Below are 20,143 nucleotides of genomic sequence, written 5' to 3'. Positions count from 1 at the left end.
GGCCTCAGGCCGGCGTCACCCAGGTGGTGATGTCGGCGTGCACCACCTCGCTACCCGCGCGGTCGGTGATGCGCACTGCGACGACGACGTCGGTCCCCTCGGTGATCGCGTCGAAATCCGGCGGGTCCAGGCGCGCGGTGGCCCGCAACGCGGTGGTGGCCTTGGCCAGATACGCCACCGACATGCCTTTCGGGATCCAGCGGTGGGTGCGCGGCACCGTCGCCTCCATCGCCATGCCCATCGCGACCTCGGCGGCATTGCACGCGGCGATGGCGTGCACGGTGCGCAGATGGTTGTGCACGAAGAACCACTTCGGCACCGTCACCTCGGCCAGGCCGGGTTCCATCCGCTCGACGTGCGGCAGGACCGAGGCGAAGTAGGGGACCCGCAGCATGGCCGCCGCGGAGAACAGGCGAGTGCCGCCGGGTCGGTCCCGCAGGCGTTGCCACATCCGGAAAGTGCCGGTGGATTGCGCGCTGACCTGCGACATGCCGCTACCTTACCGCCCGGTAAGGTAGCGTCGGAAGGGCGTCGCCACTGGGGCCCGCCGAGTCCGGACCGCGGCCCGTTTCCCGGTTCCGCCAGGGATTTGGCTGACATGCGATCTTCAGGCATACTATTCGGGTTGCCCTGAGCCAGGACTGGCCCAGGGCAGACCAGCGCCCGCCACGGGCGCGTCCGGTCCCATCTTCGATCGCGGCGAGAAATCTCAGCCCGGACGAGGCTGCGTAGGGCGACACGCCCGACCGCGGGGGCCGGTGAACCAGAGACAGGTAAACAGCGGCGGCACAAGAGCGCGACCAGCGTTCGAGCACCACAGTTTGAGCTCGACCGGGTTCCCGACGACGGGCCCGGTCATGACAGTGAGGTAGGAGAAGCGTGGCGGGACAGAAGATCCGCATCAGGCTCAAGGCCTACGACCACGAGGCGATCGACGCCTCGGCGCGCAAGATCGTGGAAACGGTCACCCGTACCGGCGCCAGTGTGGTCGGGCCGGTGCCGCTGCCCACCGAGAAGAACGTGTACTGCGTCATCCGCTCCCCGCATAAGTACAAGGACTCGCGGGAGCACTTCGAGATGCGGACGCACAAGCGGTTGATCGACATTCTCGACCCGACGCCCAAGACCGTTGACGCTCTGATGCGCATCGATCTGCCGGCCAGTGTCGACGTGAACATCCAGTAGGAGACCAGAACAAGATGGCTAGAAAAGGCATTCTGGGCACCAAGCTGGGCATGACGCAGGTGTTCGACGAGAACAACAAGGTCGTTCCCGTCACGGTCGTCAAGGCTGGTCCCAATGTTGTGACGCGCATCCGCACCCCGGAGCGCGACGGTTACAGCGCCGTGCAGCTCGCCTACGGCGAGATCAGCCCGCGCAAGGTGAACAAGCCCGTCACCGGTCAGTACGCCGCCGCCGGGATCAACCCGCGCCGGCACCTCGCCGAGCTCCGCCTCGACGACGAGACCGCCACCGCCGAGTACGAGGTGGGCCAGGAGCTGACCGCCGAGATCTTCGCCGACGGCACCTACGTCGACGTGACCGGCACCAGCAAGGGCAAGGGCTTCGCCGGCACCATGAAGCGCCACGGATTCAGCGGTCAGGGCGCCAGCCACGGCACCCAGGCCGTGCACCGTCGGCCCGGTTCGATCGGTGGCTGCGCCACCCCGGGCCGTGTCTTCAAGGGCACTCGCATGTCGGGCCGGATGGGCAACGACAACATCACCACGCAGAACCTGAAGGTGCACAAGGTCGACGCCGAAAACGGCGTGCTGCTGATCAAGGGCGCCATCCCGGGACGCAACGGCGGTCTGGTCATGGTTCGCACCGCGATCAAACGAGGTGAGAAGTAGACATGGCGTTCACAATTGACGTGCTTGCCCCCGGCGGCAAGAAGGACGGCAGCGTCGAGTTGCCGGCCGAGCTGTTCGACGTCGAGCCGAACATCTCGCTGATGCACCAGGTGGTCATCGCGCAGCTCGCGGCCGCTCGCCAGGGCACGCACTCGACGAAGACCCGCGGCGAGGTCCGCGGCGGCGGCAAGAAGCCGTACCGCCAGAAGGGCACCGGCCGCGCCCGCCAGGGCTCGATCCGCGCCCCGCAGTACACCGGCGGTGGCACGGTGCACGGCCCCAAGCCGCGCGACTACAGCCAGCGCACCCCGAAGAAGATGATCGCCGCCGCCCTGCGCGGGGCACTCTCGGACCGGGCGCGCAACCAGCGCATCCACGCGGTCACCGAGCTGGTGAGCGGTCAGACCCCGTCGACCAAGGGCGCGCGGACGTTCCTGGAGTCGCTGACCGATCGCAAGAAGGTGCTCGTGGTGATCGGCCGGACCGACGAGGTCGGCGCCAAGAGCGTGAACAATCTGCCTGGCGTGCACGTGATCTCGCCGGATCAGTTGAACACCTACGACGTGCTCAACGCCGACGATCTGGTGTTCTCGGTGGAGGCTCTGAACAGCTTCATCGAGGCCAACTCTGCGCGGACCGAGAAAGAAGAGGTGTCGGCCTGATGGCAACCGTGACTGACCCCCGCGACATCATCCTGGCTCCGGTCATCTCCGAGAAGTCCTACGGACTGATCGAGGACAACGTGTACACCTTCGTGGTGCACCCGGACTCGAACAAGACGCAGATCAAGATCGCCATCGAAAAGATCTTCAAGGTCAAGGTCGACTCGGTGAACACCGCCAACCGGCAGGGCAAGCGCAAGCGCACCCGCACCGGCTACGGCCAGCGCAAGAGCACCAAGCGCGCGATCGTGACGCTGGCCGCCGGCAGCAAGCCGATTGACCTGTTCGGAGCCCCGGCCTGACCGCCGGCTAGGACGCAGAGACCCAGAAAGACTTAGTAGACATGGCAATTCGCAAGTACAAGCCGACGACCCCCGGTCGCCGCGGTGCCAGCGTCTCCGATTTCGCCGAGATCACTCGCGACCACCCGGAGAAGTCGCTGGTTCGTCCGCTGCACGGCAAGGGCGGGCGTAACGCGCACGGCCGGATCACCACCCGGCACAAGGGCGGTGGCCACAAGCGTGCCTACCGCGTGATCGACTTCCGTCGCCACGACAAGGACGGCATCAACGCCAAGGTCGCCCACATCGAGTACGACCCCAACCGCACCGCGAACATCGCGCTGCTGCATTTCCTCGACGGCACCAAGCGCTACATCATCGCGCCGGAGGGCCTCAAGCAGGGCGACGTCATCGAGTCGGGCGCCAACGCCGACATCAAGCCGGGCAACAACCTGCCGCTGCGCAACATCCCCGCCGGCACCGTGATCCACGCCGTGGAGCTGCGGCCCGGCGGCGGCGCGAAGCTCGCCCGCTCGGCCGGTGTCAGCATCCAGCTGCTCGGTAAGGAAGGCACCTACGCCTCGCTGCGTATGCCGTCCGGCGAGATCCGCCGCGTCGACGTGCGCTGCCGCGCCACCGTCGGCGAGGTGGGCAACGCCGAGCAGGCGAACATCAACTGGGGCAAGGCCGGCCGGATGCGGTGGAAGGGCAAGCGCCCCTCGGTCCGCGGTGTCGTGATGAACCCGGTCGATCACCCGCACGGCGGTGGTGAGGGTAAGACCTCCGGTGGCCGCCACCCGGTGAGCCCGTGGGGCAAGCCCGAGGGCCGCACCCGCAAGCCCAACAAGCCGAGCGACAAGCTCATCGTCCGACGCCGGCGCACCGGCAAGAAGCGCTAGGAGTACATAGCGATGCCACGCAGCCTGAAGAAGGGCCCGTTCGTCGACGACCATCTGTTGAAGAAGGTCGACGTGCAGAACGAGAAGAACACCAAGCAGGTCATCAAGACCTGGTCCCGTCGGTCGACCATCATCCCCGACTTCATCGGCCACACCTTCGCCGTCCACGACGGCCGCAAGCACGTGCCGGTGTTCGTCACCGAATCGATGGTTGGGCACAAGCTCGGCGAGTTCGCCCCGACGCGGACCTTCAAGGGTCACATCAAGGACGACCGGAAGAGTAAGCGGCGATGAGCACTGCAACAGTTACTGAGTACCCGTCCGCGACGGCCAAGGCGCGGTTCGTCCGCGTCTCGCCGACCAAGGCCCGTCGAGTGATCGACCTGGTCCGCGGCAAGTCCGTCGCCGAGGCGCTCGACATCCTGCGGTGGGCACCGCAGGCCGCCAGCGACCCGGTCGCCAAGGTGATCGCCAGCGCGGCCGCCAACGCGCAGAACAACGACGGCCTGGACCCGGCGACCCTGGTGGTCGCCACCATCCACGCCGACGAGGGGCCGACCGCCAAGCGCATCCGGCCGCGCGCCCAGGGCCGTGCCTTCCGGATCCGCAAGCGCACCAGCCACATCACGGTGATCGTCGAGAGCCGTCCGGACAACAAGAAGAACGCCGGGACCTCGGCCAGCGCCGCGCGGTCGCGTCGGGCGCAGGGCAGCAAGGCTGCCGGTGCGAAGAAGGCCACGAAGCCGGCTGCGAAGACCACCGCTACGACCGAGGCTTCTGACGAAGCGAAGGGAGGCTCGCAGTAGTGGGCCAGAAGATCAACCCCCACGGCTTCCGGCTCGGCATCACCACCGATTGGAAGTCCCGGTGGTACGCCGACAAGCAGTACGCCGACTACGTCAAGGAAGACGTGGCGATCCGCAAGCTGCTGGCCACCGGCCTGGAGCGCGCCGGCATCGCCGACGTCGAGATCGAGCGGACCCGGGACCGGGTGCGCGTCGACATCCACACCGCACGTCCGGGCATCGTCATCGGCCGGCGCGGCACCGAGGCCGACCGCATCCGCGGCGACCTGGAGAAGCTGACCGGCAAGCAGGTCCAGCTCAACATCCTCGAGGTCAAGAACCCCGAGTCGGTCGCGCAGTTGGTGGCCCAGGGTGTCGCCGAGCAGCTGAGCAACCGCGTGGCGTTCCGCCGCGCGATGCGCAAGGCGATCCAGTCGGCCATGCGTCAGCCCAACGTCAAGGGAATCCGGGTGCAGTGCTCGGGCCGCCTCGGTGGCGCCGAGATGAGCCGCTCGGAGTTCTACCGCGAGGGCCGCGTCCCGCTGCACACGCTGCGGGCCGACATCGACTACGGCCTGTACGAGGCCAGGACCACCTTCGGCCGGATCGGCGTGAAGGTATGGATTTACAAGGGTGACGTCGTCGGCGGCAAGCGTGAGCTGCCCGTGTCGGCGCCGGCCGGTGACCGTCCCCGTCGGGAACGCCCGTCGGGCAGCCGGCCGCGCCGCAGCGGTGCCTCGGGCACCACCGCGACGAGCACCGATGCCGGCCGCGCCGCGTCCGAGGCGCCGGTGGCCACCGAAGCACCGGCGGCCGGGGCTGCGCCGGCACAGCCAGAAGCAACGGAGAGCTGAGTCATGTTGATTCCGCGTAAGGTCAAGCACCGCAAGCAACATCACCCGAGGCAGCGGGGTCTCGCCAGTGGCGGCACCACCGTGAGCTTCGGCGAGTACGGGATCCAGGCGCTCGAGCATGCCTACATCACCAACCGGCAGATCGAGTCGGCCCGTATCGCCATCAACCGCCACATCAAGCGCGGCGGCAAGGTCTGGATCAACATCTTCCCGGACCGCCCGCTGACCAAGAAGCCTGCCGAAACCCGGATGGGTTCCGGTAAGGGTTCGCCCGAGTGGTGGGTGGCCAACGTCAAGCCGGGTCGCGTGCTCTTCGAGCTGAGCTACCCGGACGAGAAGACCGCACGGGAAGCGCTGACCCGTGCAATCCACAAGTTGCCGATCAAGGCACGCATCGTGACCCGAGAGGAGCAGTTCTGATGGCAGTGGGAATTTCCGCTGGCGAACTGCGCGAGCTCACCGACGACGAGCTGACCGACCGCCTGCGCGAATCGAAGGAAGAGTTGTTCAACCTGCGGTTCCAGAACGCCACCGGGCAGCTCAACAACAACCGTCGGCTGCGCACGGTGCGACAGGAAATTGCGCGCGTCTACACGGTGTTGCGCGAACGTGAACTGGGTCTGGCCGCCGGGCCCGTTGGTGAGGATTCGTAATGGCAGAAGTATCAGAAGCTAAGGGTCCCAAGCGTACCCCGCGCACCGAGCAGCCCCGCGGCCGTCGCAAGACCGCCATCGGCTACGTGGTGAGCGACAAGATGCAGAAGACCATCGTCGTCGAGCTGGAATCTCGCAAGAGCCACCCGCTCTACGGCAAGATCATCCGGACCACCAAGAAGGTCAAGGCCCACGACGAGAACGGGGACGCCGGTATCGGCGACCGCGTCTCGTTGATGGAGACCCGCCCGATGTCGGCCACCAAGCGGTGGCGCCTCGTCGAGGTGCTGGAGAAGGCCAAGTAGCCAAACCTCCAGTGCCGTAGGGCACTTGACGCGCAGAACCCCCGCACGCCCACGAGGCGGCGGGGGTTTTTGCAATCTGGCGAATTGTGGCTTGCGGTGGTTTCTCTCATCGCAGCGCCGAGAGTGGGTGCCAGGTACGACCGGTCAGCAGCACGATGCCGGCTGCGGTGGGAATTGCAGCAGATCGGCGGCCCGCAGAGAGTAGTGTCCGAACCGGTTCGGGACGGTCATCGAGGTTGGGGGCGGGCAATGGCTGCTGAGTTCAACGGCAGGATCGAGCTGGATATCCGCGACTCCGAGCCGGATTGGGGCCCGTACGCGGCGCCGACGGCACCCGAGGGCGCGCCCAACGTGCTCTATCTGGTGTGGGACGACGTCGGCATCGCGACCTGGGACTGCTTCGGCGGGCTGGTCGACATGCCCAACATGAGCCGCATCGCCGAACGCGGCGTGCGGCTTTCGCAGTTCCACACCACCGCGTTGTGCTCGCCGACGCGGGCGGCGCTGCTCACCGGCCGCAACGCCACCACCGTCGGCATGGCGACGGTCGAGGAGTTCACCGACGGCTTCCCCAACTCCAGCGGCCGCATCCCCAACGAGACCGCGCTGCTGTCGGAGGTGCTCGCCGAGCGCGGCTGGAACACCTACTGCGTCGGCAAGTGGCATCTGACCCCGCTGGAGGAGTCCAATCTGGCTGCCAGCAAGCGACATTGGCCGCTGGGCCGAGGCTTCGAACGGTTCTACGGCTTCCTGGGCGGCGAGACCGACCAGTGGTATCCCGACCTGGTGTACGACAACCACCCGGTGCCCGCCCCGGCGACCCCCGAGGACGGTTACCACCTGTCGAAGGACCTCGCCGACAAGGCCATCGAGTTCATCCGCGACGCCAAGGCGATCGCCCCGGACAAGCCGTGGTTCTCCTACCTGTGTCCGGGCGCCGGCCACGCCCCGCATCACGTGTTCGCCGACTGGGCCGACCGCTACCGGGGCCGCTTCGACATGGGCTACGAGCGTTATCGCGAGATCGTGCTGGAGAACCAGCGGCTGATGGGCCTGGTGCCGCCGGACACCGAACTGTCCCCGCTGAATCCCTACGAGGACGTCACCGGACCCGACGGCCAACCGTGGCCGCAGCAGGACACGGTGCGGCCGTGGGACTCGCTGAACGACGACGAGAAGCGGTTGTTCTGCCGGATGGCCGAGGTGTTCGCGGGCTTCCTGAGCTATACCGACGACCAGATCGGACGCCTCCTGGACTATCTCGAGGACTCCGGTCAGTTGGACAACACCATCATCGTGGTGATCTCCGACAACGGCGCCTCCGGGGAGGGCGGCCCGAACGGTTCGGCCAACGAGGTCAAGTTCTTCAACGGCTACGTCGACAGCATCGAGGAAAGCCTGCGCTACTACGACGAACTGGGCACGCCGTCCACCTACGGGCACTATCCGATCGGCTGGGCGATGGCGTTCAACACGCCCTACAAGCTCTACAAGCGCTACGCCTCGCACGAGGGCGGCATCGCCGACCCGGCAATCATCTCGTGGCCGAAAGGCATTGCGGCCCAGGGCGAGACCCGCGACGTCTACGTCAACGTCTGCGACGTCACCCCGACGGTCTTCGACCTGCTCGGGATCACCCCGCCGGCCACCGTGCGGGGCATCCCGCAAAAGCCGTTGGACGGAGTCAGTTTCGCGGCGATGCTCAAGGATCCGGGATTCCCCACCGGCAAGGACACCCAGTTCTACTCGATGCTGGGCACGCGCGGGATCTGGCACAAGGGGTGGTTCGCCAACGCGGTGCACCCCGCGGCGCCGTCCGGCTGGGGCAACTTCGACGCCGACCGCTGGGAGCTGTTCCACCTCGAAGCGGACCGCAGCCAATGCCACGACCTGGCCGAGCAGCATCCCGAGCGGCTCGAGGAACTCAAGGCGCTGTGGTTCAGCGAGGCCGCCAAGTACAACGGTCTGCCGCTGGCCGACCTCGACGTCTTCGCCATGTTCGGGCGCTGGCGGCCCTATCTGGTGGGGGACCGGCAGCGGTTCACCTACTACCCGGGCGCCGCCGAGGTGGGACCCGGCGCGGGCGTCGAACTGCGCGGGCAGACGTTCTCGGTGCTGGTCGAGGTGTCCGTCGAGGACCCGGGGGCCGCCGGGGTGCTGTTCAAGCACGGCGCCGGCCACGGCGGTCACGTGCTGTTCGTGGCCGACGGCGCGCTGCGCTACGTCTACAACTTCATGGGCGAGGACGAGCAGACCGTGGTGGCCCCGGGCGCGGTGACCGTCGGGGAGCACGTGTTCGGCGTGCGTTACGACCGCACCGGCACGGTCGAGGGCAGCCACACCCCGCTGGGGACGGTCTCGCTGTACGTCGACGACGCCGTCGTCGCCAGCCGGGCCGACGTGCGGGCCCACCCGGGCACCTTCGGACTGGCCGGGTCGGGGCTGACGGTCGGGCGCAACGACGGTCAGACCGTCTCGTCGGCCTACGCGGCGCCGTTCGCGTTCACCGGCGGTACCATCGCCAAGGCCGTCGTCGACATTTCCGGCGCGCCGTATGTGGACATCGAGACCGAGGTCGCGGCCGCCTTCGCCAAGGATTGAGCGTCCCGGATCGAGCCCGGTCAACGCAGGTCTGGGCGGTCATCGCACAGATTTGGTGCATTGCCGCTTGTCACCTAGACTCTAGGGGTTGCCGTGGGCAGACCTCGGTCGACGTGTGTTTCGTCGGCCCCGCGTGCCCTTCGGTGACGAAGACCGAGCTCGTCAAGGTTTGTTCGGCATGCCCTGCCCTGTATGCAGGGGGTGTCGGGGATTTCTTGGCGTGCGCAACGAGGAGACCAGCGCGTTTCGGCCGGGATCGAACGACACGGGCTGGGAAATATAGGGAGATCTAGTGATTCAGCAGGAATCGCGGCTCAAGGTCGCCGACAACACGGGCGCCAAGGAGATCTTGTGCATCCGCGTTCTCGGTGGCTCGTCGCGTCGCTACGCCGGCATCGGTGATGTCATCGTGGCGACCGTCAAGGACGCCATCCCCGGCGGCAACGTCAAGCGCGGCGACATCGTCAAGGCGGTCGTGGTGCGCACCGTCAAGGAACGGCGTCGGGCCGACGGCAGCTACATCAAGTTCGACGAGAACGCGGCCGTGATCATCAAGGCCGACAACGACCCGCGCGGTACCCGCATCTTCGGACCCGTCGGTCGTGAGCTTCGCGAAAAGCGCTTCATGAAGATCGTCTCGCTGGCCCCGGAGGTTTTGTAAATGAAGGTCCACAAGGGCGACACCGTCCTCGTCATCTCCGGCAAGGACAAGGGTGCCAAGGGCAAGGTCCTGGTTGCCTACCCGACCCGTAACCGGGTCCTGGTCGAGGGCGTCAACCGCATCAAGAAGCACACCGCGGTCTCGGCGAACGAGCGCGGCGCCTCCTCGGGCGGCATCGTCACCCAGGAAGCCCCGATCCACGTCTCCAACGTGATGGTCGTCGACTCCGACGGCAAGCCCACCCGGGTGGGATACCGCACCGACGAAGAGAGCGGCAAGCGCGTCCGCATCGCCAAGACCAACGGCAAGGACATCTGAGAAGCATGACCACTGTGGAAACCACCGAGAAGGTTCAGCCCCGGCTGAAGCAGCGCTACCGCGAGGAGATCAAGGACGCGCTGCTCAAGGAATTCGAGTACGCCAACGTGATGCAGATCCCGGGCGTGGTCAAGGTCGTGGTGAACATGGGCGTGGGCGACGCCGCCCGCGACGCGAAGCTGATCAACGGCGCGGTCAACGACTTGGCGCTGATCACCGGCCAGAAGCCGGAGATCCGCAAGGCCCGCAAGTCCATCGCGCAGTTCAAGCTGCGTGAGGGCATGCCCATCGGCGCCCGCGTGACCCTGCGCGGCGACCGGATGTGGGAGTTCCTGGATCGACTGATCTCGATCTCGCTGCCCCGTATCCGCGACTTCCGTGGACTGAGTCCGAAGCAGTTCGACGGGACCGGCAACTACACCTTCGGCCTGACCGAGCAGTCGGTGTTCCACGAGCTCGACGTGGACTCGATCGACCGCCCCCGCGGCATGGACATCACCGTCGTCACCTCGGCGACAAATGACGACGAAGGACGAGCGCTGCTGCGGGCTCTCGGCTTCCCGTTCAAGGAGAACTGAGCAGATGGCAAAGAAAGCTCTGATCAACAAGGCCAACAAGAAGCCCAAGTTCAAGGTGCGTGGCTACACCCGCTGCAACAAGTGCGGTCGGCCGCACTCGGTGTACCGCAAGTTCGGCCTGTGCCGGATCTGCCTGCGCGAGATGGCGCACGCGGGCGAGCTGCCCGGCGTGCAGAAGTCCAGCTGGTAACCCACAGACCCACAACGACCAAGTAAGGGCGCGGCAGGCCCGGACCAGTAGCTGGGAACCGCCGCGAGGAAGGTGACATACCTGTCATGACCATGACGGATCCGATCGCAGACTTCTTGACGCGTCTGCGCAACGCCAATTCGGCGTACCACGACGAGGTGGTTCTCCCGCACTCGAAGCTCAAGGCGAACATCGCCGAGATCCTCAAGACCGAGGGCTACATCACCGATTACCGGACCGAGGACGCCCGGGTGGGCAAGGCCCTGGTGGTCTCGCTCAAGTACGGCCCCAGCCGTGAGCGCAGCATCGCCGGCCTGCGCCGCGTGTCCAAGCCCGGTCTGCGGGTTTATGCAAAATCCACCAATCTGCCGCGGGTGCTCGGCGGCCTGGGCGTGGCGATCATCTCCACGTCCTCGGGTCTGCTCACCGACCGTCAGGCAGCGCGACAGGGCGTGGGCGGCGAAGTCCTCGCGTACGTCTGGTAGCGGGATAGGAGCTAGGAGACTATGTCGCGTATTGGAAAGCAGCCGGTCCCGGTTCCCGCCGGGGTCGATGTGACGATCGACGGACAGAACGTGTCCGTCAAGGGCCCGAAGGGCACGCTGTCGCTGGACGTCGCCGAGCCCATCGTGGTGACGCGGGACGACGACGGCGCCATCGTGGTGACCCGCCCGGACGACCATCGGGACAACCGCAGCCTGCACGGGCTGTCGCGGACCCTGATCGCCAACCTGGTGACCGGTGTGACCGAGGGGTACACCACCAAGATGGAGATCTTCGGCGTCGGCTACCGCGTAGTGGCCAAGGGCAGCAACCTCGAGTTCGCCCTCGGCTACAGCCACCCGGTCGTGGTCAGCGCCCCCGAGGGCGTGAACTTCGCGGTGGAGAGCCCGACGAAGTTCTCGATCTCCGGAATCGACAAGCAGAAGGTCGGCCAGCTGGCGGCCAACATCCGTCGTCTGCGGAAGAGCGACCCCTACAAGGGCAAGGGCATCCGCTACGAGGGTGAGCAGATCCGCCGCAAGGTCGGAAAGACAGGTAAGTAGACATGGCCGAAACCACCTCTCCCAAGAAGCATCAGCCGGTCGGGCAGAACATCTCGGCGACCCGGCGGGTGGCGCGGTTGCGTCGGCACGCGCGGTTGCGCAAGAAGGTGTCCGGTACCCCCGAGCGTCCGCGCCTGGTGGTCAACCGCTCCTCGCGGCACATCCACGTTCAGCTGGTCGACGACCTGAGCGGCACCACGCTGGCCGCGGCCTCCTCCATCGAGGCCGACGTGCGTGGGGTCGAGGGCGACAAGAAGGGCAAGAGCGTCCGGGTCGGTCAGCTGATCGCCGAGCGCGCCAAGGCCGCTGGAATCGAAGCCGTGGTGTTCGACCGTGGCGGATACACCTACGGCGGCCGTATCGCGGCGCTGGCCGACGCCGCCCGCGAGAACGGACTGAAGTTCTGATGACTGACAACGGAAGGACCGCATGATGGCGGAGCAGACTACGGGCGGAGCGGCCGAGACGGCCGCCAGCACCGGCGCCCCGACCGCCGGTACCCGGACCGACACCGAGCGTGGCGGACGCGGCGGACGTGACGGCGGCCGTGGCCGCCGCGACGACCGCGGTGGCCGCGGCGGCCGTGACAACGCCGACAAGAGCAACTACCTCGAGCGGGTCGTCACGATCAACCGCGTGTCCAAGGTGGTCAAGGGCGGTCGCCGGTTCAGCTTCACCGCGCTGGTCATCGTCGGCGACGGCAAGGGCATGGTCGGCGTCGGCTACGGCAAGGCCAAGGAAGTTCCGGCCGCCATCGCCAAGGGCGTCGAAGAGGCTCGCAAGAACTTCTTCCGGGTCCCGCTGATCGGCGGCACCATCGTGCACCCGGTGCAGGGCGAAGCCGCTGCCGGTGTCGTGATGCTGCGTCCGGCCAGCGCGGGTACCGGTGTGATCGCCGGCGGTGCGTGCCGCGCGGTGCTGGAATGCGCCGGCGTGCACGACGTCCTGGCCAAGTCGCTGGGCAGCGACAACGCGATCAACGTGGTGCACGCCACCGTTGCCGCGCTGAAGATGCTGCAGCGCCCCGAAGAGGTGGCGGCCCGTCGCGGTCTGCCGATCGAGGACGTCGCGCCGGCGGGCATGCTGCGCGCGCGTCGGGACAGCGAAGCGCTGGCTGCCGCAGCGGCGCGTGAAGGAAGCAACTAGTCATGGCTGAAGTGAAGATCACCCAGGTGCGCGGCGTCATCGGCGCGCGCTGGAAGCAGCGGGAGAGCCTGCGCACTCTCGGCCTGCGGAAGATCCGCCATTCGGTGGTCCGCGAGGACAACGAGCAGACGCGCGGTCTGATCCGCGTGGTAAACCACCTCGTCGAGGTTGAGCCAGTTGAGGAGGGCGGCAAGTGAGCGTCATCAAGCTCCACGACCTGAAGCCGGCCGCCGGGTCGAAGACCGCCAAGACCCGCGTGGGTCGCGGTGAGGGATCCAAGGGTAAGACCGCGGGCCGCGGCACCAAGGGCACCAAGGCACGCAAGAACGTGCCGGTCACCTTCGAGGGCGGGCAGATGCCGATCCACATGCGGCTGCCCAAGCTGAAGGGCTTCAAGAACCGGTTCCGCACCGAGTACGCCGTCGTCAACGTCGGCGACATCGCCAAGGCGTTCCCCCAGGGCGGCACCGTCGGCGTCGACGAACTCGTCGGCGCGGGCCTGGTCCGCAAGAACGTTCTGGTGAAGGTGCTGGGCGACGGCAAGCTGTCGGCCAAGGTCGACGTGACCGCCCACAAGTTCAGCGGTAGCGCGCGGGAGGCCATCACGGCCGCCGGCGGCAGCGCCACCGAACTGTAGGCACAGCAAACGAGAGAACGGCCCCCGCCGCGGCGGGGGCCTTTCTCATGGGCGTCCCATGGGCACCGCGCCTTCGGGAGGCGCGAGCGGGCCGTCGGCGACTACACTGCGTCTGGCGAGCAGCGAGGAGAGCCATGAAGCATCGGAGTACCGCCGGCGTACTGGCGGCGGCCTGCATCGGCGCGAGCGCGTTGCTGGCTGCCGGCGCGGCCCAGGCCAGCACCGACGATCAGCGGTTCACCGATGCGGTGGCCACGCTGAACATCCCGATGGCCCCCGACGTCGACGTGCCCAAGGTGGGCCGCGACGTGTGCGGCATGATCACCTCCGGCCGCGCGACCACCGTGGACCCGGTCCGGACCGTGCGCGGCGTGGTCGGCACCCTGGAGAAGAGCGGGATGAATCGCGGTCAGGCCGTGGGCCTGATGCGCGCCTCGGTCGCGGTGTACTGCCCCGAGCACGGCGGCATCGTCGGCCGCTGACTCGGGCGGATCCGGGCCGGACCTCGTGCCGGGCCGACTCGGTACGCTCGATTTCATGCTTGCGTTCCTGCCCGGCCTGCCCGGGCCCGACGATGTCCGGGCCCTGGCCAAGAAGGTCGACACCGCCCGCCACAACGGCGTGCCCGACGGCTGCATCATCGAACTCGACCTGCAGTCGGTGCCGCCGGAGACCGGCGGCACCGGCCCGGTGGCGATGGTGTCCAACATCGTGGGGCAGCGCCGGCCGCTGACGCTGCGCGAGACCGTGGCGGCCCTGCACCGCGCCGCCGAGGACGACCGTGTCGCCGGGTTGATCGCCCGGGTGCAACTCAGCGCCGCGCCGCCGGGACCGATCCAGGAACTGCGCGCGGCGATCGCGGCGTTCACGGCGGCCAAGCCGTCGCTGGCCTGGGCCGAGACCTACCCCGGCACACTGTCCTACTACTTGGCCTCGGCGTTCGGCGAGGTGTGGATGCAGCCGTCGGGCACCGTCGGCCTGATCGGCTTCGCGACCAATCCGATGTTCCTGCGCGACGCGCTGGACAAGGCCGGCGTCGAGGCGCAGTTCATCACCCGCGGCGACTACAAGTCGGCGGCCAGCCTGTTCACCGAGGACGGCTACACCGCCGCGCACCGCGAGGCCGACACCCGGATTGTGCAGAGCCTCGCCGAGCAGGTGTGGCGCGAGGTCGCCGAATCCCGCGGCACCACCGTGGATGCCGTCGACGCCCTGGCCGACCGGGCGCCGCTGCTGCGCGACGACGCGGTGGCCGGCAAGCTGATCGACCGGATCGGCTTCCGCGACGAGGCCTACGGCCGGATCGCCGAACTCGTCGGCGCCGAGGGTATCTCGCCGAGCACCGGGGACCCGGATGGCGAGGACGCCCCGCCGCGGCTGTACCTGGCGAAGTACGCCCGCAGCGGCAAGCCCGAACTGCCCGCGATGAACATCCCCGGCCGCCGGGGCCCGGCCACCGTCGCCGTGATCACCCTGGCCGGTCAGATCGTCAGCGGGCGCACGACACCGCAGGTGCTGCCGGTCGGCCGGCCCAGCGCCGGCGCGGACACCATCGCCGCGGCGTTGCGGGAGGCCGCCGCCGACGACGACATCTCGGCGATCGTGCTGCGGGTCGACAGCCCCGGCGGTTCGGTGACGGGTTCGGAGACCATCTGGCGGGAGGTGGTCCGGGCCCGGGCCGCCGGCAAGCCGGTGGTCGCATCGATGGGGGCGGTGGCCGCCTCCGGCGGGTACTACGTGTCCATGGCGGCCGACGCGATCGTGGCCAACGGCGGCACCATCACCGGGTCCATCGGGGTGGTGACCGGCAAGCTGATCGCGCGCCACCTCAAGGACCGCCTCGGCGTGGCCTACGGCGGCGTGCGCACCAACGAGAACGCCGACGCCTGGTCGATCAACGCGCCGTTCACCGCCGAGCAGCAGGCCCGCGTGGAGGCCGAGGTCGACCTGTTCTACACCGACTTCGTCGAGCGCGTCGCCGACGGCCGCGGGATGACCACCGACGCGGTCCACGACATCGCGCAGGGACGGGTCTGGACCGGCGCCGACGCGCTGGAGCGCGGGCTGGTCGACGAACTCGGCGGGCTGCGCGCCGCGGTGTGCCGGGCCAAGGTGCTCGCCGGGGTCGACCCGGACGCCAAGGCCCGGGTGGTGGCCTATCCCGGGTCTTCGCTGCGCGACATGCTGCGGCCGAAACCGTCGTCGGTACCCGCGGCCGCGGCGCTGTCCGCGGCGGTGCCCGCGATGCTGATGACGGCGGTCACCGAGGCCGTTGACCAGGTGCAACGGCAGTTCACCGGCGCCAACGCGATCTGGTTGGGGCAGCACCGCTTCTGAGCTGCGTGACACTCCCGGAATGCCCGAATGTTTGCCGCGCGAACCTGCGGGTACCTAACATCAGGCGTTGGAGCCGGCATTGTCGGGTGAGCCGAGGAGGAGCGCTGTGGAGCGCGAACACCAGCAGGAGTTGACTGCCGAGGGTCCGCAACCACCGCCCGGAGTGCTGAAACGCGCGATCGCCGCCTCGGCGATCGGCAACGCCACCGAGTGGTTCGACTACGGTCTGTACGCCTACGGCGTGGGCTACATCTCGGTCGCGATCTTTCCCGGCGACACCCAGAGCGCCACGCTATTGGCACTGATGACGTTTGCCGTCTCGTTCCTGGTTCGACCGCTCGGCGGTTTCGTGTGGGGACCGCTCGGCGACCGCATCGGACGGCGAGCCGTGCTGGCGGTGACCATTCTGTTGATGTCGGGGGCCACGCTGTGCGTGGGGCTCGTCCCGACCTACGACATGATCGGGTTCTGGGCGCCGCTGCTGATGGTGCTCTTGCGGATGATCCAGGGCTTCTCCACCGGCGGCGAGTACGGCGGGGCGGCCACGTTCATGGCCGAGTACTCGCCCACCCGGCGACGCGGATTCCTGGGCAGCTTCCTGGAATTCGGCACGCTGGCCGGGTTCGCCACGGGTGCGTTGATGATGTTGGGCATGTCGCTGATGCTCAACGACGAGCAGATGCACAGCTGGGGCTGGCGAGTGCCGTTCCTGATCGCCGCACCGCTGGGGTTGATCGGCATCTACCTGCGTTCGCGGCTGGAGGAGACGCCCATCTACCAGGAGTTGGAAGACGAGGGCCGCACCGAGAAGGGGATCACGGAGGAGTTCAAGGATCTGCTGGTGCGGTACCGGGGTCCGATCCTGCGCCTGGGCGGCTTGGTGGTGGCGCTCAACGTCGTCAACTACACGCTGCTGACCTACATGCCGACCTATCTGGGCGCGACCATCGGGCTGTCGGAGACGATGTCGCTGCTGGCGCCGATCATCGGGATGTTGGCCATGATGGTCTTCCTGCCGATCGCCGGTCAGTTGTCCGACCGTGTGGGCCGCAAACCCCTGTGGTGGTTCTCCCTGATCGGGTTGTTCGTCATGGGTATCCCGATGTTCCTGTTGATGAGTACCGGCGTCGCGGGCGCGGTGATCGGGCTTGCGATCCTCGGGTTGTTGTATGTGCCGCAGCTGGCCACGATTTCGGCGACATTCCCGGCGATGTTCCCGACCCAGGTGCGCTTCGCCGGGTTCGCGATCGCCTACAACGTGTCGACGTCGCTGTTCGGAGGCACCGCACCGGCGGTCAACGACTGGTTGATCAACGCCACCGGCAACAATCTGGTGCCGGCGTACTACATGATGGGCGCGTGCGTGATCGGCGCGATCGCACTGGTCGGAATGCCGGAGACCGCTCGGTGTCCGATCGGCGGCACCGAGACCCCGGGCACTCCGGAGGCGCCCGATCAGTTGGAGTACGCGGTGGCCGGGGCGAGGTGAACGTCAGCTCTGCGGTGCGTTCTAGCTCAAGGTGGCGCTGACGTAGACGATCTCACCGAGCGGGTCGACGCTCTCGGCGGTGGGGACGGGCCGGCGGAACCGGGCGAACAGGTCGTCGCGCGGGATACCGCTGACCTGCCAGCCCAGACTGGCCAGATAGTCCATCACGTGGCTGCGCCGGCCGGCGTACACCAGCGCGGACATGTCGATGTCGAGGCCGTGTTCGCGCAGCGGCGCCGAGAGTTCCCGCGCCTGTTCGGCGTTGAAATCCATGATGCCCGGGGCGTATTCGGTGGCCACCGTGCTGCCGGCCGCCGACAGCGCGGTGATCAGGTCGAACAACCGGTCCTGCGCCTCGGGCGGCAGGTAGATCAGCAGACCCTCGGCCAGCCAGGCGGTGGGTGCGGCGGGGTCGAATCCGGCCGCGCGCAACGCCGCCGGCCAGTCCTCGCGCAGATCGATGCCCACCGTGCGGCGTTCGGCCGTCGGCGTCGCGCCGATGTCCGCCAGCGTGCCGGACTTGAACTCGATTACGGCGGGCTGGTCGATCTCGTAGACCACCGTGCCGCTCGGCCAGGCCAGCCGGTAGGCCCGGGCGTCCAGGCCCGAGGCCAGGATGACGGCCTGGCGCACCCCGGTGGCGGCGGCGTCGGTGAAGTAGTCGTCGAAGAACTTGGTGCGCACCGCCATCCCGTCGATCATGGCCTGCAGTCGCTCCGGGGACGCGTCCGGAACCTGCGAGAGGTCCAGGTCGCCGTCGAGCATCCGGGTGAAGAAGTCCAGGCCGACGGCGCGCACCAACGGCGCGGCGAACGGGTCGTCGATCAGCGGGTCGGGGGAGCGGCTGGCGATGGCCCGTCCGGCGGCCACCATGGTCGCGGTGGCGCCCACGCTGGAGGCCAGATCCCACGAGTCGTCACCGGTGCGTGCCATGGCTGCCCTCCTCAGGTCGGCCGCGCGGACAGTTCGGCGCTCAGATAACCGGAGTCGCCGATCATCGCCAACAACTCGTCCTTGGGCGCCTCGTAGCCCTGCGCAGTGTAGGCCTGCGCGGTGGTGCGAATGCTGATCTGCCAGCCGCGTTCGGCCAGGTAATCGCGGGCGCTGTTGCGTTCGCCCGAGTAGAACAGCTTGGTCAGGTCGACGCTGCTGCCGTGGCGTTGGCCGCGTTCGGTCAGCTTGCGCGCCCAGTCGCCGGTGAACGCGCGGCTGTCCATGTGCTCGGTGGCCAGCCGGCTGCCCGGGGCGCTGAGCGCGGTGATGTGGTCCAGCAACCGGTCCTGCGCATCCGGCGGCAGGTAGATCAGCAGACCCTCGGCGATCCAGGCGGTGGGGGCGTCGGGGTCGAAACCGGCCGCGGTCAGCACGGCGGGCCAGTCCTCGCGCAGGTCCACCGCGACGGCGCGCCGGTCGGCGGCCGGTTCGGCGCCGAGGTCGCCGAGCACCCGGGTCTTGAACTCGATGACGGCGGGCTGGTCGATCTCGAACACCACGGTGTCCGCCGGCCAGTCCATCCGGTAGGCGCGGGTGTCCAGGCCCGAGGCCAGGATCACGGCCTGGCGGATGCCCGCGGCGGTGGCCTCGGCGAAGAAGTCGTCGAAGTAGCGGGTCCGGACCACGATCTGGGCCCGCATCGTGTCGCCGTCGAACAGCGGGTCCTCGTCGAAGTCGACCGCGCCCTCGGCCACCCGGACGAAGTAGTCGGTGCCGACGGCCCGCACCAGCGCCGCCGCGTACGGGTCGTGGATGGGCGGGTTGGGGCCCCGGCTGGCCAACGCCCGCGAGGCCGCCACCGACGTCGCGGTGGCCCCCACGCTCGAGGCCAGGTCCCAGGTGTCGCCTTCACTGCGGGCCATGGCTATTTCTCCGCACTCACGTAGGTGACCGCCGCGAACCCCTCGTCGGCGTCCAGCCGCTGCATGCCGTAGCGGACCAGCAGGTCGTTGGCCGTCGCCGCCGTCGTCGACCAGCCGTGTGCCTGCAGGTAGCTGGTGACGTCGGCGCGGTCACCGAGAAAGACCAACGCCGAGAAGTCGATGTCGAAGCCGTGTTCGCGCCAGCGGTCGGCCGAGGCCTGCATGCGTTCCCGGGTCTCGTCCTCGTCGGCGTCGGCCTGGCTGGGCACGCCCTCGGCGGCCAGCCGGCTGCCCGGCGCGCTGAGCGCGCTGATCTGGTCGAGGAGCCGGTCCTGGCCCTCGGGCGGCAGATAACCGAACAGGCCCTCGGCGATCCAGGCGGTGGGTGCGGCGGGGTCGAAGCCGGCCGCGGTCAGCGCGGCGGGCCAGTCGGCGCGCAGATCGATCGCGACGGTGCGCAGGTCGACGCGGGGCTGGGCGCCCAGGCCGGCCAGGGTGGTCGTCTTGAACTCGATGACCTCGGGCTGGTCGATCTCGTAGAGCACCGTGCCCGTCGGCCACGCCAGCCGGTACCCGCGGGCGTCCAGACCCGAGGCCAGGATCACGGCCTGCCGGATGCCGGCCTCGGCGGCGGCGGCGAAGAAGTCGTCGAAGAAGCGGGTCCGGGCCGCCATGCCGTCGGCGAACCGGCTCATCCCGACGGGGGAGTCGCCGCCGTCGAGTTCGGCCGCGGTCAATTCACCGCGGGCCAGGCGGGCGAAGAACTCGATGCCCACGGCCTCCACCAGCGGCGCGGCGTACGGGTCGTCGATCACCGCGGGCTCGGCCCGGGTGGCCATCGCACGGGCGGCGGCCACCATGGTCGCGGTCGCCCCGACGCTGGAGGCGAGGTCCCAGGTGTCGTCATCGGTTCGGGCCATGCGCATCCTTTCGGAAGATGTCAGGTAATTAGGTAATTAGTCTGTATAAGAAGATACTGCGAGCCTACGCGC

General features: G+C 68.3%; 29 protein-coding genes. 25 read left to right on the top strand and 4 right to left on the bottom strand.

Features of this window, described 5'->3' with window-relative positions:
• Window positions 1-4: 4 nt before the first annotated feature.
• Entirely contained in the window at window positions 5-490 is a 486-nt protein-coding gene (locus EL338_RS19085; RefSeq protein WP_126335185.1) for a hotdog fold domain-containing protein, read from the bottom strand.
• A 389-nt stretch (window positions 491-879) separates the two neighbouring features.
• On the opposite strand from EL338_RS19085, the gene rpsJ reads away from it, so the two are divergent.
• The 25 genes from rpsJ (at window position 880) to EL338_RS18955 (ending at window position 17,295) form a co-directional block, all read left to right on the top strand.
• Entirely contained in the window at window positions 880-1,185 is a 306-nt protein-coding gene (gene rpsJ / locus EL338_RS19075) for a 30S ribosomal protein S10 (protein ID WP_003883485.1), read from the top strand.
• Between the two features lie 14 nt (window positions 1,186-1,199).
• Window positions 1,200-1,853: a 50S ribosomal protein L3 gene (gene rplC, locus EL338_RS19070; protein ID WP_126335184.1), complete on the top strand. Its 654-nt coding sequence runs from the start codon at window positions 1,200-1,202 to the stop codon at window positions 1,851-1,853.
• A 2-nt stretch (window positions 1,854-1,855) separates the two neighbouring features.
• Window positions 1,856-2,515: a 50S ribosomal protein L4 gene (gene rplD, locus EL338_RS19065; protein WP_126335183.1), complete on the top strand. Its 660-nt coding sequence runs from the start codon at window positions 1,856-1,858 to the stop codon at window positions 2,513-2,515.
• Window positions 2,515-2,817 (top strand): 50S ribosomal protein L23, encoded by a 303-nt coding sequence (gene rplW, locus EL338_RS19060; protein WP_126335182.1) that lies wholly within the window; start codon window positions 2,515-2,517, stop codon window positions 2,815-2,817. Before rplD ends, rplW begins: the two co-directional genes overlap by 1 nt.
• Window positions 2,818-2,858: 41 nt before the next feature.
• Window positions 2,859-3,695 carry a 50S ribosomal protein L2 gene (gene rplB, locus EL338_RS19055; protein ID WP_126335181.1) on the top strand — a complete coding sequence of 279 codons (837 nt, stop codon included), beginning with the start codon at window positions 2,859-2,861 and terminating at the stop codon, window positions 3,693-3,695.
• Between the two features lie 12 nt (window positions 3,696-3,707).
• Entirely contained in the window at window positions 3,708-3,989 is a 282-nt protein-coding gene (gene rpsS, locus EL338_RS19050; RefSeq protein ID WP_011739061.1) for a 30S ribosomal protein S19, read from the top strand.
• Window positions 3,986-4,501 carry a 50S ribosomal protein L22 gene (gene rplV / locus EL338_RS19045; protein WP_126335180.1) on the top strand — a complete coding sequence of 172 codons (516 nt, stop codon included), beginning with the start codon at window positions 3,986-3,988 and terminating at the stop codon, window positions 4,499-4,501. Before rpsS ends, rplV begins: the two co-directional genes overlap by 4 nt.
• Window positions 4,501-5,334: a 30S ribosomal protein S3 gene (rpsC, locus tag EL338_RS19040; RefSeq protein ID WP_126335179.1), complete on the top strand. Its 834-nt coding sequence runs from the start codon at window positions 4,501-4,503 to the stop codon at window positions 5,332-5,334. The genes rplV and rpsC overlap by 1 nt, the downstream gene beginning before the upstream one ends.
• A gap of 3 nt (window positions 5,335-5,337) precedes the next feature.
• Entirely contained in the window at window positions 5,338-5,754 is a 417-nt protein-coding gene (gene rplP / locus EL338_RS19035) for a 50S ribosomal protein L16 (protein WP_126335178.1), read from the top strand.
• Window positions 5,754-5,987, top strand: coding sequence for a 50S ribosomal protein L29 (gene rpmC / locus EL338_RS19030; RefSeq protein ID WP_126335177.1), 234 nt, complete (start codon window positions 5,754-5,756; stop codon window positions 5,985-5,987). The genes rplP and rpmC overlap by 1 nt, the downstream gene beginning before the upstream one ends.
• Window positions 5,987-6,292: a 30S ribosomal protein S17 gene (rpsQ, locus tag EL338_RS19025; RefSeq protein ID WP_126335176.1), complete on the top strand. Its 306-nt coding sequence runs from the start codon at window positions 5,987-5,989 to the stop codon at window positions 6,290-6,292. The genes rpmC and rpsQ overlap by 1 nt, the downstream gene beginning before the upstream one ends.
• 249 nt (window positions 6,293-6,541) lie before the next feature.
• Entirely contained in the window at window positions 6,542-8,893 is a 2,352-nt protein-coding gene (locus EL338_RS19020) for an arylsulfatase (protein ID WP_126335175.1), read from the top strand.
• A gap of 292 nt (window positions 8,894-9,185) precedes the next feature.
• Window positions 9,186-9,554: a 50S ribosomal protein L14 gene (gene rplN, locus EL338_RS19015; RefSeq protein WP_013830249.1), complete on the top strand. Its 369-nt coding sequence runs from the start codon at window positions 9,186-9,188 to the stop codon at window positions 9,552-9,554.
• The gene (rplX, locus tag EL338_RS19010; protein ID WP_126335174.1) at window positions 9,555-9,872 is read left to right on the top strand and encodes a 50S ribosomal protein L24; all 318 of its coding nucleotides are present in this window, start codon (window positions 9,555-9,557) and stop codon (window positions 9,870-9,872) included. It abuts the gene before it with no gap.
• A gap of 5 nt (window positions 9,873-9,877) precedes the next feature.
• The gene (gene rplE, locus EL338_RS19005) at window positions 9,878-10,450 is read left to right on the top strand and encodes a 50S ribosomal protein L5 (protein WP_126335173.1); all 573 of its coding nucleotides are present in this window, start codon (window positions 9,878-9,880) and stop codon (window positions 10,448-10,450) included.
• A 4-nt stretch (window positions 10,451-10,454) separates the two neighbouring features.
• Complete coding sequence (locus tag EL338_RS19000) at window positions 10,455-10,640, top strand: type Z 30S ribosomal protein S14 (RefSeq protein WP_126335172.1); 186 nt, start codon at window positions 10,455-10,457, stop codon at window positions 10,638-10,640.
• An 86-nt stretch (window positions 10,641-10,726) separates the two neighbouring features.
• Window positions 10,727-11,125, top strand: a complete 399-nt coding sequence (rpsH, locus tag EL338_RS18995; RefSeq protein ID WP_126335171.1) for a 30S ribosomal protein S8 — start codon at window positions 10,727-10,729, stop codon at window positions 11,123-11,125.
• A gap of 21 nt (window positions 11,126-11,146) precedes the next feature.
• Window positions 11,147-11,686 carry a 50S ribosomal protein L6 gene (rplF, locus tag EL338_RS18990; protein WP_126335170.1) on the top strand — a complete coding sequence of 180 codons (540 nt, stop codon included), beginning with the start codon at window positions 11,147-11,149 and terminating at the stop codon, window positions 11,684-11,686.
• Window positions 11,687-11,688: 2 nt separating this feature from the next.
• Window positions 11,689-12,093: a 50S ribosomal protein L18 gene (rplR, locus tag EL338_RS18985; RefSeq protein ID WP_126335169.1), complete on the top strand. Its 405-nt coding sequence runs from the start codon at window positions 11,689-11,691 to the stop codon at window positions 12,091-12,093.
• A 22-nt stretch (window positions 12,094-12,115) separates the two neighbouring features.
• Window positions 12,116-12,832 (top strand): 30S ribosomal protein S5, encoded by a 717-nt coding sequence (gene rpsE / locus EL338_RS18980; protein ID WP_126335168.1) that lies wholly within the window; start codon window positions 12,116-12,118, stop codon window positions 12,830-12,832.
• 2 nt (window positions 12,833-12,834) lie between these two features.
• Window positions 12,835-13,029, top strand: coding sequence for a 50S ribosomal protein L30 (gene rpmD, locus EL338_RS18975; RefSeq protein ID WP_126335167.1), 195 nt, complete (start codon window positions 12,835-12,837; stop codon window positions 13,027-13,029).
• Entirely contained in the window at window positions 13,026-13,469 is a 444-nt protein-coding gene (gene rplO / locus EL338_RS18970) for a 50S ribosomal protein L15 (protein ID WP_126335166.1), read from the top strand. Before rpmD ends, rplO begins: the two co-directional genes overlap by 4 nt.
• A 134-nt stretch (window positions 13,470-13,603) precedes the next feature.
• The gene (locus EL338_RS18965) at window positions 13,604-13,951 is read left to right on the top strand and encodes a DUF732 domain-containing protein (RefSeq protein WP_163791848.1); all 348 of its coding nucleotides are present in this window, start codon (window positions 13,604-13,606) and stop codon (window positions 13,949-13,951) included.
• 55 nt (window positions 13,952-14,006) lie between these two features.
• The gene (gene sppA, locus EL338_RS18960; protein ID WP_126335164.1) at window positions 14,007-15,806 is read left to right on the top strand and encodes a signal peptide peptidase SppA; all 1,800 of its coding nucleotides are present in this window, start codon (window positions 14,007-14,009) and stop codon (window positions 15,804-15,806) included.
• Between the two features lie 106 nt (window positions 15,807-15,912).
• Window positions 15,913-17,295 carry an MFS transporter gene (locus EL338_RS18955; RefSeq protein ID WP_163791845.1) on the top strand — a complete coding sequence of 461 codons (1,383 nt, stop codon included), beginning with the start codon at window positions 15,913-15,915 and terminating at the stop codon, window positions 17,293-17,295.
• A gap of 21 nt (window positions 17,296-17,316) precedes the next feature.
• On the opposite strand, the gene EL338_RS18950 is transcribed toward EL338_RS18955, so the two are convergent.
• From EL338_RS18950 to EL338_RS18940, 3 genes are read right to left on the bottom strand one after another with little or no spacing between them, the layout of a single operon-like run.
• Window positions 17,317-18,228, bottom strand: a complete 912-nt coding sequence (locus EL338_RS18950; RefSeq protein ID WP_126335162.1) for a class I SAM-dependent methyltransferase — start codon at window positions 18,226-18,228, stop codon at window positions 17,317-17,319.
• A gap of 11 nt (window positions 18,229-18,239) precedes the next feature.
• Window positions 18,240-19,151: a class I SAM-dependent methyltransferase gene (locus tag EL338_RS18945; RefSeq protein ID WP_126335161.1), complete on the bottom strand. Its 912-nt coding sequence runs from the start codon at window positions 19,149-19,151 to the stop codon at window positions 18,240-18,242.
• Window positions 19,152-19,153: 2 nt separating this feature from the next.
• Complete coding sequence (locus EL338_RS18940) at window positions 19,154-20,071, bottom strand: SAM-dependent methyltransferase (protein WP_126335160.1); 918 nt, start codon at window positions 20,069-20,071, stop codon at window positions 19,154-19,156.
• Window positions 20,072-20,143 lie beyond the last annotated feature (72 nt).

This window comes from Mycolicibacterium chitae, from assembly GCF_900637205.1.
In the GTDB taxonomy this organism is placed as follows: domain Bacteria; phylum Actinomycetota; class Actinomycetes; order Mycobacteriales; family Mycobacteriaceae; genus Mycobacterium; species Mycobacterium chitae.
The sequence above is the reverse complement of the archived record's forward strand: the minus strand, read 5'-3'. Positions and strand labels throughout refer to the sequence as shown.